Here is a 13,603-nt window from a genome sequence, read left to right on the forward strand (position 1 = left end):
GCCAATAAGGGGACGTAAGGCATGACGACGCAGAATGACGGAGTGCCTCAGCGGCACCCCAGCCTGTTCGAGCCGGCGACGCTGGCGCTGATCGCGATCCTCTGCGTCTTCGGCGCGATCATCGGGATGCAGCTGCTGGTATCGCTCGGCATCACAGCCAACACCTCGCTGATCGGCGCGCTCGCCGCCATGGCTCTGGCGCGCGTGCCGCTCGCGATCTTCGCGCGCTATCGCTCGATCCACGTCCAGAACCTGGCCCAGAGCGCGATCTCCTCGGCCACCTTCGGCGCCGCGAACAGCTTGCTCCTGCCGGTCGGCATCCCCTGGCTGCTCGGCCGGCCGGACCTCGTCCTGCCGATGCTGGCCGGCGCCTTCTTCGCCATGCTGCTCGACGGCTACCTGCTCTACCGGATGTTCGATTCCCGCGTCTTCCCGGCAACCGGCGCCTGGCCGCCGGGCGTCGCCGCCGCCGAGGCGATCAAGGCCGGCGACGAGGGCGGGCGCAAGGCGGTGCTGATGGGCGTCGGCTTCGTCACGGCGATCCTCGTCGGCTTCGTCAAGGTGCCGCTGGCCTGGATCGGCTTCGCCGGCTCGGCGGCGATGTCGAGCATTCCGATGTCGGCCTTCGGCGTCGCCTTCATCGGCAACATCTGGGCGCTGGCTATGTTCGGCGTCGGTCTGTTGCTGCGTGGCTATTCCAGCCCGATCTTCGGCGGCCCGCTCTTCGAGACGATCATCCCCAAGGGCGACCTGATGGCCGCCTATATCCCGCACGGCTTCATGATCGGCGCCGGCCTCGTCGCACTGCTCCAGGTCGGCCTCCTGCTCTTCCGCCGCAATGAGGCGCAGAGGCAGGCCGAAGCCGCCTCCGGCACCACCGATGCCGAAGTGAAGCGCGCGCTCGGGCTCGGCACCATCGGCTATCTCGTCATCGCCGTCTTCCTTGCTCTGGTCGGTGGACTCATGACCGACATGTCGATCGGCATGCTGATCCTGTTCGTGCTCTACGCCGCCTTCGCGGCCTATGTGCACGAATTGATCGTCGGCCTCGCCGCCATGCATTCCGGCTGGTTCCCGGCCTTCGCGGTGGCGCTGATCACCCTGATCATCGGCATGCTGCTCGGCTTCCCGATGCCGGCGCTGGCGCTGCTCGTCGGCTTTTCGGCCGCGACCGGCCCCGCCTTCGCCGACATGGGCTACGACCTCAAGGCCGGCTATCTCCTGCGCGGCAACGGCGTCGATCCCGCCTTCGAGCGCGAAGGCCGCCGCCAGCAGCTCTTCGCCGCGATGTTCGCCTTCGTCATCGCCGGCGCGGTCGTGCTGGTCTCCTACCAGTCCTTCTTCGACCGGAACCTCGTCGCCCCCGTCGACAAGGTCTATGCCGCGACGATCAAGGCCGGCGTCGCGCCCGGCGTCGCCTGGCAGCTCTTCCTCTGGGCGATCCCCGGCGCGATCCTGCAACTCATAGGCGGGCCGAAGCGCCAGATCGGCGTGCTCTTTGCCACCGGCCTCCTGATCAACTTCCCGATGGCGGGCTGGGCGGTGCTGGCCGGCATCCTCTGCCGGCTGGTCTGGGAGAAGTTGCGCGGCGCCGATGGCGACGGCGACATGGAGGTCTTCGCCGCAGGCGTCATCGCCGGCGATGCGATCTTCTCCTTCTTCGACTCCGTCCTGAAGAACTTCAACAAGCCATGAGGGCTTAAGGCTCGGGCCGGCACCGGCCCGAGCCGCTTCACATCCGGAAGGAAGCGCCATGGCCAAGCTCGGCACCCTCACCATCGGCCAGGCGCCGCGCGCCGACATCACGCCGATCCTCGATGCCGTGCTGGGCTCGGAGCTGCCGCGCCACCATGCCGGCGTGCTCGACGGCCTGTCGCGCGCGGAGATCGACCGCGACTTCGCGCCCGAGCCGGACGGCGCGCTCCTGATCACCAGGCTGCTCGACGGAACCGCGGTGGTCATCGACCGCGAGCGTACCGAGCAGGCGGCGCAGGCCAAGCTCCGCGCGCTCGAAGCCACCGGCTGCAGCACGATCCTGATGCTCTGCACCGGCCATTTCGTCAGCCTGCGCACGGAGCGCGCCCGGCTGATCGAGCCGGACCGCATCCTGCCGCCGACGGTCGCGGCACTGGTCCAGGATGCCCAGCTCGGCATCATCGTGCCGCTCGCCGAGCAGATCGCCTCGGAGGCCGGGAAATGGGCGCCGCTCGCCCGCGCACCGATCTATGCCGCCGCCTCGCCCTATTGCGGCGGCGGCCTGACGGTCGCGGAGGCCGCCGAAGCCCTCGCCGAGCGCGGCGCCAACATCCTGCTGATGGACTGCATGGGCTTCGTCGAGCAGCATCGCCAGGAGGCGGCCGCAGCTGGCCTCCCGGTCATCCTGTCGAACGCGCTGATCGCCAAGATCGTCTCGGAAGTGGTGTGATCGTCCCCAAGCCTGCTGAGCTCTCACGGAAAAACGCTGTCATCCCGGGCTTGACCCGGGATCCATTCCGGAGCCTATCCGAAAGAGGTTCCGGAATGGGTCCCGGGTCTTCGCTTCGCTACGCCCGGGACGACTCGCGTTGAATAACATAGCGCGCGCCCTACCCCTTCGCCGAGGGCGGCGTGCCGTGGGTGTGAAAACTCTCGATCGTCTTCAGCCCCCAGGCCTGGCCCTTCTTCCGCTCCTCTTCCGTCCAGGTCACCGTCTGCCAGTCCGGATCGAGGATCAGGCGCGCGCCGGCATTGGCGATCTCGACGCGGTTTCCGGCGGGTTCGTAGACATAGAGGAAGAAGGTTTGCTGCACCGCGTGCTTGTGCGGCCCGGTCTCGATGAAGACGCCGTTCTCGAGGAAGAGATCGGCCGCCTCCAATATGTGCTCGCGCTGGTCGACGGCATAGGTGACATGGTGGAAGCGCCCGCGCGCCGGGGTGTGGTCGCGGGTATAGGCGATGTCGTAGCTCTTGTTGTTGACGGTGAACCAGCAGCCGCCGACCTCGCCTGAGTCGAGCACGATCTGCTCGGTCACCCGGCTGCCCAGCGCCTTCGGCATGAAATCGCGGATCGCCGCGACGTCCTGCGCCAGCAGGTTGAGATGGTCGAGCCGGCGCACGGCACAGCCCCGGCCATGGTTGCGCTGCGCCTGGTTCTTCAGGGCCGGCCGTTCCTTTTCAGGAGCGGCATACTTATTGGTCTCGAAATAGATCTCAAAGACATGATCGTCCGGATCACGGAAGCGATAGGCCCGGCCATGGCCGAGATCGCCCTCGCTCCAGCCGATGCCGCAGCCCATCGCCTCGATCGCCGCGACGCGGCGCAGGAGCGCCGCCTCGCTTGAGGCGCGATAGCCGATATGGCCGACGCCGGTGGTCTTCGCCGCGGTGAGCTTCAGCGTGTGGAATTCGTAATCGTCCCAGGCACGCAGGTAGACGCTGTCGCCCTCGCGCCCGCTCTCCGTCAGCCCGAAGATCTCGACGAAGAAGTCGAGGCTCTCCTGCGGCTTGTTGGTGAAGAGCTCGACATGGCCGAGATGGGCGATGTCGAAGCAGGGCTCGCTGCTCATCCCCAGACTTCCTTGGCAACTTCCAGGATGCGCGAGAGCTTGGCCCATTGCTCGTCCTCGGCCAGGACATTGCCTTCCTCGGTCGAGGCGAAGCCGCATTGCGGCGACAGGCAAAGCTGCTCGAGCGGCGCGTATTTGGACGCTGCCTCGATCCGGCGCTTCAGATTGTCCTTGCTTTCGATCTCGCCGAACTTCGAGGTCACCAGCCCGAGCACGACCTGCTTGTCCCCCTTGGGCAGGAAGCGCAGCGGCTCGAAGCCACCGGAGCGGTCATCGTCCCACTCCATGAAATAGCCGTCGACATTGATCTCGTTGAAGACCATCTCGGCAACCGGCTCGTAGCCGCCAGAGGCGATGAAGGTCGACTTGAAATTGCCGCGGCAGGTATGGGTGGTGATCTGCATGTCGGCGGGCTTGGCCTTCAGCGCCGCGTTGAGCACGTCGCGATAGATGAAGACCAGCTGTTCCGGGTCGTCGCCGCGCTCGGCCAGCATCTTGCGCTGCTCGGGATCGCAGAAATAGGACAGGCTGGTATCGTCGAGCTGCAGATAGCGGCAGCCGGCATCGTAGAAGGCCTTGATCGCCTTGGCGTAGACCTTGCCGAGATCCTCGTAATAGTCCTCGATCCGCAGATAGGCACTCGGATCGATCGCCTTCCGGCCGCCGCGATAGTGCAGCATGGACGGGCTCGGGATCGTCATCTTCGACACCCGGCTGGTCGTCGAGGCGAGGAACTTGAAATGGGCCAGATGCGGATGATCGTCCGGGAAGTCGAGCTTGCCGGTGACGCGGACGGCATGGCCCTTGGTGGTGACGCCCTTGAACTGGATGCCTGAATCGGTCTCGAAGCTGGTGACGCCGGAGAGTCCGTCGAGGAAGTCGAAATGCCAGAAGGCGCGGCGGAACTCGCCATCGGTCACCGCCTGCAGGCCGACCTCCTCCTGCTTGCGCACGAGCTTCCTGATTTCCTCGTCCTCGATCGCGGTCAGTTCGGCCTGATCGATCTCACCGGCCGCGAGCTTGGCGCGGGCGTCCTTGACCGGCGCGCTGCGCAGCAGGCTGCCGACCATGTCGCCCCGGAACGGCGGCTTCTGTCTCTGGCTCATGGCGTTTCCTTTCACTGGTTCTGTCGTTGGTTCAGGCGGCTGCGAGGCCGAGATGGCGCTCCAGCCGTGACGGGTCGGCGAGGAGCTCGGCGCTCCCCGCGGCGAGGACGACGCGGCCGCGCTCGAGCACGATCGCCTCGTCGGTGAGCTCGAGGATCTTGCGGGCGTGCTGCTCGATCACGATCGCCGAGAGCCCCTCATCGCGGACGAGCCGCTTCAGTGCGCGCAGCAATTCCTCGACGATGATCGGCGCCAGCCCCTCGGTCGGCTCGTCCAGGAGCAGCAGCTTCGGATTGAGCATCAATGCCCGGCCGATCGCCAGCATCTGCTGCTCGCCGCCGGAGAGCTGGTTGCCGAGATTTGCCTTGCGCTCGGCGAGGCGCGGGAACATCGAAAAGACGCGCTCGGTCGTCCAGGCGCCCGGCGTCGCGACGGCAGTCAGGTTCTCCAGCACGGTCAGCGACTTGAAGATGTTGCGCTCCTGCGGCACCCAGCCGATGCCGGCATGGGCACGCTGCTCGGGCGTCGCCGTGGTGAGATCGCGCCCTGCAAGCACAATCCGACCGCCGCGGCGGCGGGTGACGCCGATGATGCTGTTGACCAGGGTGGTCTTGCCGACGCCATTGCGGCCGAGCAGCGCCAGCGAGCGCCCCTCGGCGAGCGAAAGATCGATGTCGAACAGCACCTGGGCCTCGCCATAGCCGGCACTGAGGCGTTCGACTTCGAGGAGCTCAGCCATGGCTATGCTCCCCGAGATAGGCGGCGCGAACGGCCGGATCATTGGCGATCTCGCTCGGCGTGCCGTCGGCGAGCAGGCGGCCATTGACCAGCACCGTGATGCGCGTCGCGAAGCGGAAGACGAGGTCCATGTCGTGCTCGATCAGCAGGACCGAGACGTCCTCCGGCAGTCCGGCGACCATCGCCATCAGCTCGCGCCGCTCGGCCTCGGGCACGCCCGCCGCCGGTTCGTCGAGCAGCAGCACGCTCGGCTTGGCGGCGAAGGCGGCGGCGATCTCGATCTGCCTTTGCTTGCCATAGGGCAAGGTCGCGATCCGCTCGTCCATGATGTCGTCGAGCCTGAAGCGGGCGAGGATCTCGGCCGTCTCGGCGACGAGTTCCTTGTCCCTGTCGAGAGCACGCAGGGGCTGCCGGCCGCGGCCGAGCCGCTCGGAGGTGACGAGCGCGATCATCTCGACAGGCGTCATCGTGGCAAAGAGCTGGTTGATCTGGAAGGTCCGCGCCAGCCCGCGCCCGACCCGCGCCTCGCGGGGCAGCGTGGTGATGTCCTCGCCCATCAATTCGACCCGGCCGGAACTCGGGCGCAGCACCCCGGTCAACTGGTTGACGAAGGTGGTCTTGCCGGCGCCGTTGGGACCGATCAGCGCGTGGCGCGCGCCTTTTGCCAGCGTGAAGTCGACATGGTCGGTCGCGGTGATGCCGCCGAAGCTCTTGCAGAGGTCGAAGGTCTGGAGCGCCACGCTCATGTCGGCGCCCTCCGGCCGAGGCGCGCGACCCGGCCGACAACCGCCTTGATCCCGCCATGGATCAGTTCGCGGCCGCCGAGGACGAAGAGCACAAGGAACAGCCCGATCCAGAACATCCAGTATTGCGGCGTGAAGCTCGCGATCACGTCCTGCAGCAGCTTGAAGGCAACCGCGCCGATCAGCCCGCCATAGAGATAGCCGGCGCCGCCGATGATCAGCACCAGCATCAGGTCGGCCGAGCGATGGAAGGCGAGCACGTCGAGCGAGACGAATTGCGTGGTCTGGGCGAGCAGCGCCCCCGCCGCCCCGGCATAGGCGGCCGCGAGCGTATAGACCGCGACGAGCCGCCAGTGCAGCGGCACGCCCGAGGCGGAAGCGCGCAGCGGGTTGTCGCGGATCGCCCGCAGCGAGAGGCCGAAGGGCGAGCCGACGATGCGGCGCGCCAGCACGAACAGCACGAACAGCACGGTGAGCGAATAGAGATAGGCGACGCTGCCGAAGATATCGAACTCGAACAGGCCGAGCACCGGCCCCATCATGATGCCCTGCAACCCGTCGGCGCCGCCTGTGAGCCAGCCGAGCGAGTTCGCCAGTTCCCCCAGGATCAGCGCGACGCCGAGCGTCACCATCAGGCGTGTCAGGTCGCTGCCGCGCAGGATCAGCGGACTGCTGATCAGCCCGAGCAGGCCGGCGGCTCCCATGCCGACCGCGAGCCCCGCCAGCGGATCGGCGCTCGCGTGCTTGGCGAAGAGCCCGGCCGCATAGGCGCCGAAGCCGAAGAAGGCGGCATGCCCCAGCGAGACGATACCGGCATAGCCAAGGATCAGGTCGAGCGAGAGCGCGAACAGCCCGAGGATCGCGATCTCGTTGAGGATCAGGAGCTGGCGTGGCAGCAGGAAGAAGGCCGCCAGCGCCAGGACCCAGAACACGATCTCGGCCGGATGCCAGCGCCGTGCGCCATAGAGCGAGCGCCGGACGCGCGCCTCGATGCTGTCGGCCTTCATGCCCGGCTCCTCGCGAAGAGCCCGTGCGGCCTTGTGATCAGCAGGACGACCATCAGCGCGTAGATGATGAAGGCGCCGAGCTGCGGCACGAGATACTTGCCGGCGACATCGGCGACCCCGAGCAGCATCGCCGCGAAGAACGGGCCGGAGATGGTCGAGGTCCCGCCGACGGTCACGACGATCAAGAAGTAGATCATGAACTTCAGCGGGAAGGTCGGATCGAGCCCCATCAATTCAATGCCGAGCGCGCCGCCGAGGCCAGCAAGACCGGAACCGAAGGCGAAGGTCAGGGCGAACAGCCGGTTGACGGGGATGCCGAGGCCGCGCGCCACCCTGGCGTCGTCCACGGCGGCGCGCAGCCGGCTGCCGAAGCGTGTGCGGGTGAAGCCCCATTGCATGGCGAAGGCGAGCGCGCCGCAGAGCAGGATGATGAAGAGCCGGTAGCGGCCGACGCCGATGCCGGCGAGATCGAAGCGCCCGCTCAGCCAGGCCGGCAACTGCACGAATTGCTGGCTCGAGCCCATCAGGTAGTCGGCACCGGCGACGGCCATGAACACCAGCCCGATCGAGAACATCACCTGGTCGAGATGGCTCTTGGCGTACATCGGCCGGTAGACCAGCCGCTCCAGCAGCAAGCCCGCGAGCGCAGCGGCGAGGAAGGCCGCCGGCAGCGCCCACAGGAACGGCAGGCCGAGCCGCTGCATCGCCAGCACGGTGACATAGCCGCCGAACATGGCAAAGGCGCCGTGGGCGAGGTTGACGAAGTTCATCAACCCCATGGTCACGGACAGCCCGCAGGCCAGCACGAACAGGATCATGCCGTAGGCGACGCCGTCGAACAGGATGGTGAGCACGTCGAGTCCGCCCTGCCAGGCTTATTTCTTGGCCTTGGTTGGGTCCTTGACGTTCGGGATCGTCTCGAACTCCTGATTGTAGAGCTCGCCGTTCACGCGCTCGACCTTGCGGATGTAGACGTTCTGGATGATGTCGCGGGTCTCGGGATCGATCGAGATCGGCCCGCGCGGGCTCGTCCAGCTCATCCCCTTCATCGCGTCGACCAGCGCCTGCCCGCCCTCGCCCTTGGTCTTCTTCAGTCCCTCATAGAGCGCGTGCATGCCGTCATAGCCGCCGACCGCCATGAAGTTCGGGCGCAGGCCCGGATTGGCCTTCTTGAAGCCCTCGACAAAGGCCTTGTTCTCGGGGCTGTCATGCGAGGCGGAATAGTGCTGGGCGGTGATGACGCCGAGCGCGACATCGCCCATGCCGTTGAGAATGTCGTCATCGGTCAGATCGCCGGTGCCGATCAGCTTGATCCCGCTCTTGTCGAGGCCGCGCTCGACGAACTGCTTCATAAACTGGGCTCCGACGCCGGATGGCACGAACACCAGCAGCGCTTCGGGCTTGGCGTCGGCGACGCGCTGCAGGAAGGGTGAGAAATCGGGGTTCTGCAGGGGCACGCGGATGTTCTCGACCTGGCCGCCGCCGGCCTTGAACGCCTCCGAGAACGAGCTCTCGACGTCATGGCCCGGGCCGAAGTCGGAGACGATGGTGATGACGCGCTTGGTGCCCTGCTTGGCGATCCAGGTCCCGAACGGCGCGGCGATCTGCGGCACGACCTGGCTGGTGCGCACGATGAAGGGCGAGCGCTCGGTGATGATCGCGGTCGCCGCCGCCATCACCACCATTGGCGTCTTCGCCTGCGTCGCCAGCGGCGCGGTCGCGAGCGCCAGCGGCGTCAGGCCGAAGCCGGCGATCGCGGTGACCTTGTCGTTGACGATCAGCTCCTGCGCGATGCGGCGGGTGACGTCGGCCGTGCCGGTGTCGTCCTTGACGATGAGCTCGACCTTCTTGCCGGCGACGGTCGCGCCCTTCTCCTGGATATAGAGATTGGCCGCCGCGGCGATCTGCCGTCCGGTCGAGGCGAAGGGGCCGGTCATCGGCAGGATCAGGCCGATCTTGACCGCGTCCTGCGCCAGAGCCGCGCCGCTGACCGAGGCGGCCAGAGCCAGGCCGAGCATTCCTTTAAGAACCGTCCTGCGAATGGTCATGTCGTTCCTCCCGAGTGTTTGGCCAATCCCCTTGCCGGGGCTTTCGTTGGATTAGTCGCCGTCATCGTCGCGATAGACGAGGCCCGCTTTGGCGAGGCCGTCGCGCATAGCGTACATGTCCAGGCCGAGTTCGCCAGCAGCCAGGCGTCTACGCTTTTCGTCTTCATTGGCCTCGCGCTTGCGGCCGGCGGCGGCGACCGCCTCGGCATCGCGCCTGGGCACGACAACAACCCCGTCGTCATCGGCGACGATCACGTCGCCGGGATGGATCAGCGCCCCGGCGCAGACCACCGGAACGTTGACGCTCCCCAGCGTCGCCTTGACCGTGCCCTTGGCCGAGATCGCTCGCGACCAGACCGGAAAGCCCATCTCGGTCAGCGTCCGAACATCGCGGACGCCGGCATCGATGACGAGGCCGACGCCGCCCCGCGCCTTCAGCGATGTCGCCAGCAGGTCGCCGAACATCCCGTCGGTATTGTCGGTCGTGCAGGCGACGACGAGCACGTCGCCGGGCTGCACCTGCTCGATCGCGACATGGATCATCCAGTTGTCGCCGGGCTGGGCCAGCACCGTCACCGCCCCACCGGCGATCTGCGCGCCGGCATAGATCGGCCGCATATAGGGCTTCAGCAGCCCACTCCGGCCCATCGCCTCATGGATGGTGGAGACGCCGAGCGCGGCGAGATCGGCGATCGCCGCGGCGGGCGCACGCTTGCTGGTGCGGATGACGACGGGATTCATGCCAGCGTCTCCAGCGCTTCCGGGAAGAGGCGCTGATAGGCCTCGCCATAGGTCATCGCCTTGCCGGAGTTGCGGCCGCCCTGCATGCCGCGGTTGAGCGCGACGCGGGTGTAGTATTCCCAGAGGTGCTTTTGCGCCGCGAGGATCTCGAACGCCTTGCGCTTCTGCTCCCAGACCTCGTCGATGTTGAGGATGACGTTCGGCTTGAAATTGCACTGCTCGGGCTGGTGCGGCTCGAACAGGAAAACCGGCGGGGCGGCATAGGCGCGGCTGGGATCGGGCTTGTGGCCGGCCGCCTGTGCGATGATGCGTGCTTCCTGGGCGAAGCGCGTCGCCTCGGGATGGTCGACATTATAGGGGTCTTCGAGCGCATGGGTCAGCACGAAGCTCGGATTGAGTCCGTGGAAGATGTCGATCGCTCGGTCGAGCATCTCCGGTGTTGTCCGCAGCGGATAATCGCCGGCATCCATGAACTCGATCTCGGCGCCGAGCGCTGCCGCAGCAGCTTCCGCCTCTTCGCGGCGCTGCGCCTTGACTTCCGCCATCTGCACGCCCGCCTTCTTCCAGGCAAACTGGCTCTCGCCGCGCTCGCCATAGGACAGACAGAGGATCTTGACGCGCATGCCGCGCCCGGCGTGCAGCGCGATAGCTCCGCCGGCGCGCCAGACGAAATCGCCGGGATGGGCTGTTATCACCAGGCCTGTCTTCTGGGCGCTCATGGCATGCGCTCCTCTTGCACTCTATCGGCCGGCACGAAGGCCTGCCCTGCCATCAGGATGCGGGCGGTGCGCAGCAGCCCGGCCCGCTCGACCACCGGCTGCTCTGCGGTTCCACCGACCGTCAGCGTCACCGTGAACTCGCCGGTCGAATGCTCGACCGAAAGCGCCCGCTCGCGTCCCTCCGGCATCACGACGACCGAAGCCGCAGGCGAGCCCGGCAAGACGGCGGCGGTGGCGACCGTCACGGCTGCGAAGACGCCGATCGAGGCATGGCATTCATGCGGGATGAAACTGCGGGTCGAGATCGCCCCGCCGGCCTGCGGCGGCGCGACCAGCGCGATCTTCGGCACGACCTTCCTGGCGACGTCGCCGAGATTCATCAGCGGCCCGGCAGCGAGGCGGATGGCCTCGATCCGGGCCTTGAGCTCGGCATCCTCGTTGAGCTGGTCGCGCGGCTCGTAGCCGGTGCGCCCGACATCGGCCGCCCGCATCACGATTACCGGCATGCCGTTGTCGATCAGGGTGCAGGGCACGCCCTCGATCACGTCGACGACATTGCCGGTCGGCAAGAGCGCGCCGCAGACCGAGCCCTCGGCATCGAGAAAGCCGATATCGATCGGCGCCGAGGTTCCCGGCACGCCGTCGATGCGCGCTGCACCCTCGGCGCTCGCCTGCCCGTCCGGCGTATCCATGGTCAGGTCGGCGATCGTGCCGGTGTTGATCGTCCGGACCCGGACGGTGGTTCGCGGGCCGCTCGCCTTGACCAGTCCGCGTGCCAGTGCGAACGGCCCGATCCCGGCGAGGATATTGCCGCAGTTCGGGGTGGTATCGACCGAAGCCGTCTCGATACCGACCTGCGCGAACAGGAAGTCGATGTCGCATCCCGGCTCGTCCGAGGGCGAGACGATCGCGACCTTACTGGTCAGGGGATGGGCGCCGCCGAGCCCGTCGACCTGGCGCTTGTCGGGCGAGCCCATCACCGCAAGGAGGACAGCGTCGCGTGCGGCGATATCGGCCGGCAGATCATCGCGCAGGAAATAGGCGCCCTTGGAGGTGCCGCCGCGGATCAGCATGCAGGGGACGGCGAGCTGGCCCATCGCTCACTCCGCCGCCTTGATGCCGGAACGGGTGATGACCTCGCGCCAGAGCTCGAGTTCCGAGCCGATCAGCTTGCCGAAGCCTTCCGGCGTCTCAGGCCGGGCGATGGCACCGTCCTTGGCCAGCGCCGCGGCGAAATCCGGCTGGCCGAGCAGCGCGTTGATCTCGCGGCTAAGCCGCTCGACGACGGGACGTGGCGTGCGCGCCGGCGTCACGATCCCGTACCATTGCACCGCCTCGAAACCCGGCAGGCCGCTCTCGGACAGCGTCGGCAGGTCAGGCGCGAAGCCGACGCGCTCGCGCGCCGCGACGCCGAGCACCCTGAGCTGACCACCTTCCGCCAAGGGTAGAACCGCCGGCCCGCCCGTCAGCGTGAACTGGATGTTGCCGGCGACGAGATCGTTCACCGAAGGCGCCGTGCCGCGATAGGGCACATGCGTCGCCTCGATGCCGGCGCGATGGCAGAAATAGGCGGTGGCGATATGGGCGGCGCTGCCCTGCCCGCCCGACGAGTAGTTCAGCTTGCCGGGGTTCGCCTTGGCATAGGCGATGAAGTCGGCGAGCGTCTTGGCCGGCAGCTTCGGATTGATCGCCAGGATGTTCGGCAGCATGGCGACGAGCGCCACCGGCTGGAAATCCTTGACCGGGTCATAGGGCACGTTCGGGTAGAGCGAGGGCGCGAAGGCGAGCGTGCCGATATGGCCCATCATCAGCGTGTGCCCATCGGGATCGGATTTGGCGACCTGCCCCGAGGCCGTCATGCCGCCGGCGCCCGGCCGGTTCTCGATCACAAAGCCCTTGCCTGGAATGCTGCGCTCGAGCTTGCTGGCGATCAGTCGCGCCAGCACGTCGGTGCTGCCGCCGGGTGTGAACGGCACGACGATCCGGATCAGCTGGCTCGGCCACTCCGGCTGGGCGCGCACCGACGTAAGCCCGGCGAAGCCAGTGAGCCCTATGCCGGCAAGGACGGAGCGACGATCCAGCATCATCGCGTCCCCTCCTTTCGCCGAGCCCCGCGCAGCTGCGCGTCGGCGACCGCCTGGGCAACGCCGGGATGCAGCCCCGCCGCAGCCAGCATCTCCGCCGCCTCGCGCATCTCGGCCGAGCGGCGCACGCCATGGGTGGCGACGCGCTCGCGCATGTCGGCGGCGAGCGCATGGAAATCGATCGACGGGAAGGTCGCGTTGAGGCTGGCGAAGACTGGGTCCTTGACGTCCCAGGCCTCGCAGGCGGCGGCGCAGTCGACCATCAGCGCCTCCAGCCCCTTGATCACGATCGAGCGGCAGAGTTTCATCGCCGAGGCCCGGCCATAGACCTCCGAGACCGGCGTCAGGTTCATGCCGAGCTCATTCAGAGCCTCGGACGCAGCCTGCGCCTGCGGCCCTCCGGAAAGGATCGCCACCTTGAGGCCAGGCTTCAGCACCGGCGCCATCACCGCGGCCTCGAGATAGTCGGCACCACTTGCGGTCACCGCCTGCGCCGCCCGCTGCTTGGTCGAGGGCGCGGCCGAATTGACATCGACGAAGACCTGGCCCGGTTTCAGCCAGACCGCAGCTTCGGTAGCCACCGCCTCGGCGCGGTCGGCAGTAACGGCCGAGAAGACGAAGGTTGCGTTTGAGCAGGCCTCCTGCGCCGAGGGTGCGCGGACGACGCCGAGTTCCTGCGCCGCCGCTTCAAGGCGGGCGCCGGCGTCGCTACCGAAGAGCAGGTCATAGGCGCGGATGGCGACGCCGTCATTGGCCAGCAGGCCGCGCGAGAAGGTCTGGCCGACCTCGCCGAAGCCGATGAAGGCGATCGCCGTCGTGTTGGCGCCTGCCATTGCTGGCTTCTCCTCGCGCGTTTCATCCCGCCGCGAGGG

14 protein-coding genes are annotated in these 13,603 nt (G+C 67.4%); 2 read left to right on the forward strand and 12 right to left on the reverse strand.

Annotation, left to right across the window (positions count from 1 at the left end):
* Positions 1–21 precede the first annotated feature (21 nt).
* Positions 22–1,695 (forward strand): OPT/YSL family transporter, encoded by a 1,674-nt coding sequence (locus CXY91_RS23090; RefSeq protein WP_100963687.1) that lies wholly within the window; start codon positions 22–24, stop codon positions 1,693–1,695.
* 58 nt (positions 1,696–1,753) lie between these two features.
* A complete protein-coding gene (locus CXY91_RS23095) occupies positions 1,754–2,425 on the forward strand; it encodes an AroM family protein (RefSeq protein WP_100963689.1) in 672 nt (223 codons plus the stop codon).
* A 160-nt stretch (positions 2,426–2,585) separates the two neighbouring features.
* On the opposite strand, the gene CXY91_RS23100 is transcribed toward CXY91_RS23095, so the two are convergent.
* From CXY91_RS23100 to CXY91_RS23155, 12 genes are read right to left on the reverse strand one after another with little or no spacing between them, the layout of a single operon-like run.
* Positions 2,586–3,545, reverse strand: a complete 960-nt coding sequence (locus tag CXY91_RS23100; RefSeq protein ID WP_100963691.1) for a catechol 2,3-dioxygenase — start codon at positions 3,543–3,545, stop codon at positions 2,586–2,588.
* Positions 3,542–4,651, reverse strand: a complete 1,110-nt coding sequence (locus tag CXY91_RS23105) for a 5-methyltetrahydropteroyltriglutamate--homocysteine S-methyltransferase (RefSeq protein ID WP_100963693.1) — start codon at positions 4,649–4,651, stop codon at positions 3,542–3,544. Before CXY91_RS23105 ends, CXY91_RS23100 begins: the two co-directional genes overlap by 4 nt.
* Positions 4,652–4,682: 31 nt before the next feature.
* On the reverse strand, positions 4,683–5,390 hold the full coding sequence (locus tag CXY91_RS23110) for an ABC transporter ATP-binding protein (protein WP_100963695.1): 708 nt from the start codon (positions 5,388–5,390) through the stop codon (positions 4,683–4,685).
* The gene (locus CXY91_RS23115; protein WP_100963697.1) at positions 5,383–6,135 is read right to left on the reverse strand and encodes an ABC transporter ATP-binding protein; all 753 of its coding nucleotides are present in this window, start codon (positions 6,133–6,135) and stop codon (positions 5,383–5,385) included. The genes CXY91_RS23110 and CXY91_RS23115 overlap by 8 nt, the downstream gene beginning before the upstream one ends.
* Positions 6,132–7,139 (reverse strand): branched-chain amino acid ABC transporter permease, encoded by a 1,008-nt coding sequence (locus CXY91_RS23120; protein ID WP_100963699.1) that lies wholly within the window; start codon positions 7,137–7,139, stop codon positions 6,132–6,134. Before CXY91_RS23120 ends, CXY91_RS23115 begins: the two co-directional genes overlap by 4 nt.
* Complete coding sequence (locus tag CXY91_RS23125) at positions 7,136–7,993, reverse strand: branched-chain amino acid ABC transporter permease (RefSeq protein ID WP_100963701.1); 858 nt, start codon at positions 7,991–7,993, stop codon at positions 7,136–7,138. Before CXY91_RS23125 ends, CXY91_RS23120 begins: the two co-directional genes overlap by 4 nt.
* A 21-nt stretch (positions 7,994–8,014) precedes the next feature.
* Positions 8,015–9,187: an ABC transporter substrate-binding protein gene (locus tag CXY91_RS23130; protein ID WP_100963703.1), complete on the reverse strand. Its 1,173-nt coding sequence runs from the start codon at positions 9,185–9,187 to the stop codon at positions 8,015–8,017.
* A gap of 51 nt (positions 9,188–9,238) precedes the next feature.
* Positions 9,239–9,928: a 4-carboxy-4-hydroxy-2-oxoadipate aldolase/oxaloacetate decarboxylase gene (locus CXY91_RS23135; RefSeq protein ID WP_100963705.1), complete on the reverse strand. Its 690-nt coding sequence runs from the start codon at positions 9,926–9,928 to the stop codon at positions 9,239–9,241.
* Positions 9,925–10,647, reverse strand: coding sequence for a PIG-L deacetylase family protein (locus CXY91_RS23140; RefSeq protein WP_100963707.1), 723 nt, complete (start codon positions 10,645–10,647; stop codon positions 9,925–9,927). The genes CXY91_RS23135 and CXY91_RS23140 overlap by 4 nt, the downstream gene beginning before the upstream one ends.
* Entirely contained in the window at positions 10,644–11,744 is a 1,101-nt protein-coding gene (locus CXY91_RS23145; RefSeq protein WP_100963709.1) for a 4-oxalomesaconate tautomerase, read from the reverse strand. Before CXY91_RS23145 ends, CXY91_RS23140 begins: the two co-directional genes overlap by 4 nt.
* 3 nt (positions 11,745–11,747) lie before the next feature.
* Complete coding sequence (locus tag CXY91_RS23150; protein ID WP_100963711.1) at positions 11,748–12,734, reverse strand: Bug family tripartite tricarboxylate transporter substrate binding protein; 987 nt, start codon at positions 12,732–12,734, stop codon at positions 11,748–11,750.
* Positions 12,731–13,564 (reverse strand): DUF1932 domain-containing protein, encoded by an 834-nt coding sequence (locus CXY91_RS23155; protein WP_091836682.1) that lies wholly within the window; start codon positions 13,562–13,564, stop codon positions 12,731–12,733. The genes CXY91_RS23150 and CXY91_RS23155 overlap by 4 nt, the downstream gene beginning before the upstream one ends.
* Positions 13,565–13,603: the final 39 nt, after the last annotated feature.

The sequence above is a fragment of the Allobosea sp. FBZP-16 genome (assembly GCF_002831785.1).
Lineage (GTDB): Bacteria > Pseudomonadota > Alphaproteobacteria > Rhizobiales > Beijerinckiaceae > Allobosea > Allobosea lupini.

Excerpts from the sequence above, each read along its gene's own strand:
- CXY91_RS23090 (WP_100963687.1), top strand. The coding sequence starts at position 22 with ATGACGACGCAGAATGACGGAGTGCCTCAGCGGCACCCCAGCCTGTTC.
- CXY91_RS23095 (WP_100963689.1), top strand. The coding sequence starts at position 1,754 with ATGGCCAAGCTCGGCACCCTCACCATCGGCCAGGCGCCGCGCGCCGAC.
- CXY91_RS23100 (WP_100963691.1), bottom strand. The coding sequence starts at position 3,545 with ATGAGCAGCGAGCCCTGCTTCGACATCGCCCATCTCGGCCATGTCGAG.
- CXY91_RS23105 (WP_100963693.1), bottom strand. The coding sequence starts at position 4,651 with ATGAGCCAGAGACAGAAGCCGCCGTTCCGGGGCGACATGGTCGGCAGC.
- CXY91_RS23110 (WP_100963695.1), bottom strand. The coding sequence starts at position 5,390 with ATGGCTGAGCTCCTCGAAGTCGAACGCCTCAGTGCCGGCTATGGCGAG.
- CXY91_RS23115 (WP_100963697.1), bottom strand. The coding sequence starts at position 6,135 with ATGAGCGTGGCGCTCCAGACCTTCGACCTCTGCAAGAGCTTCGGCGGC.
- CXY91_RS23120 (WP_100963699.1), bottom strand. The coding sequence starts at position 7,139 with ATGAAGGCCGACAGCATCGAGGCGCGCGTCCGGCGCTCGCTCTATGGC.
- CXY91_RS23130 (WP_100963703.1), bottom strand. The coding sequence starts at position 9,187 with ATGACCATTCGCAGGACGGTTCTTAAAGGAATGCTCGGCCTGGCTCTG.
- CXY91_RS23135 (WP_100963705.1), bottom strand. The coding sequence starts at position 9,928 with ATGAATCCCGTCGTCATCCGCACCAGCAAGCGTGCGCCCGCCGCGGCG.
- CXY91_RS23140 (WP_100963707.1), bottom strand. The coding sequence starts at position 10,647 with ATGAGCGCCCAGAAGACAGGCCTGGTGATAACAGCCCATCCCGGCGAT.
- CXY91_RS23145 (WP_100963709.1), bottom strand. The coding sequence starts at position 11,744 with ATGGGCCAGCTCGCCGTCCCCTGCATGCTGATCCGCGGCGGCACCTCC.
- CXY91_RS23150 (WP_100963711.1), bottom strand. The coding sequence starts at position 12,734 with ATGATGCTGGATCGTCGCTCCGTCCTTGCCGGCATAGGGCTCACTGGC.
- CXY91_RS23155 (WP_091836682.1), bottom strand. The coding sequence starts at position 13,564 with ATGGCAGGCGCCAACACGACGGCGATCGCCTTCATCGGCTTCGGCGAG.